Source organism: Flammeovirga agarivorans, from assembly GCF_012641475.1.
Lineage (GTDB): Bacteria > Bacteroidota > Bacteroidia > Cytophagales > Flammeovirgaceae > Flammeovirga > Flammeovirga agarivorans.
This window is the reverse complement of sequence record NZ_JABAIL010000051.1, coordinates 1-1,062: the sequence shown is the minus strand read 5'-3', so window position 1 is coordinate 1,062 and position 1,062 is coordinate 1. Positions and strand designations below refer to the sequence as shown.

Annotated in this window: 1 protein-coding gene; it reads left to right on the top strand. The window is 31.9% G+C overall.

The features are described 5' to 3' along the window. Positions 1-93 precede the first annotated feature (93 nt). Entirely contained in the window at positions 94-882 is a 789-nt protein-coding gene (locus HGP29_RS28165; RefSeq protein ID WP_168885808.1) for a hypothetical protein, read from the top strand. Positions 883-1,062 lie beyond the last annotated feature (180 nt).

The following is a 1,062-nucleotide window of genomic DNA, read 5'->3' as shown; positions in this document are numbered from 1 at the left end:
ACAGTGGCTAACATTAGCTAATCTCCATCCATCGGGTGACGCACCCGCTGGTCGTAGTTTAGCCATTACGTTAGCTCTAAATACTAAAATAACATGATGAAACAGATAACTTTTTTACTATTACTTTTTTGTGGTTTTTCGACATATGGAAACGATCGAATAATAATCAAACACTCAAAATTATATTCAGAGAATCAATTAGGTATAAATTCTTTTTACTTCGTTCATCAAACCTTTGCAGATGCATTTTTTATGACAGACTTGTACAAACAGCTCAGCTATGATGAGATGAATGATATTTTAAATAAAGTTTATCTTGGCTTGACTAAAGACGATCAGGTTAAAGTTTATATAAAGCAAGAAAACGGAGCTGATGCGCGATTAATTTTTTCTGTTTATAATGATACAAAAGATGGAGATATGGTAGTTTTAGCAACTAATTTTAACCGAAAAACTCGACAATTTGACGAGGAAGTTGATAAAACTAATTCTATAGTTAGATGGTATTTTATACGCGATCATAAGCTTGTTTATAGAAAAGATATATATTCAAAAAAAGAAGAGCGAAATAGAGAGAAAGAAAATCAACATTCACTAATTGATTATTATCTTTTTGATGATAACCACAAAAATGATCACAAGGTAAAAGGACTAATTGATGAATTATTACTTTCAGATCAAAGTGAAATAGAAAAGTTATATGCTCACCTTTATCTTGGAGAATATTGGCTTTTGAGTAATGAATTAGTCAAAGCCGAATCTTCAGTTGAAGCTTTAGAAGATTTTTTTAAAAATTCAAAGACAATCCCTAAAGCTTATTCATTGATAGTCAATATGGCTAAGACAGAATTTGAAATATTAAAAAGAATGAAAAATAAATAGAGCTAACAAGGGGCATATTGCACAGGTCGGGTGCGACGCAACCCGCCTGCGACACCATGCCCGAGTCGTTGTGCCGCATACAAAGAGAGTCGATGAATAAACTGATAGTCATATTTATTTTATTTTTATCTACAAACTTGACACATGGACAAGGGTTTGTAAAAATGGATACAATTGAAA

What these genes read in the sequence shown, in the direction of transcription:
- HGP29_RS28165 (WP_168885808.1), top strand. Translation starts at nt 94, where the DNA reads ATGATGAAACAGATAACTTTTTTACTATTACTTTTTTGTGGTTTTTCG.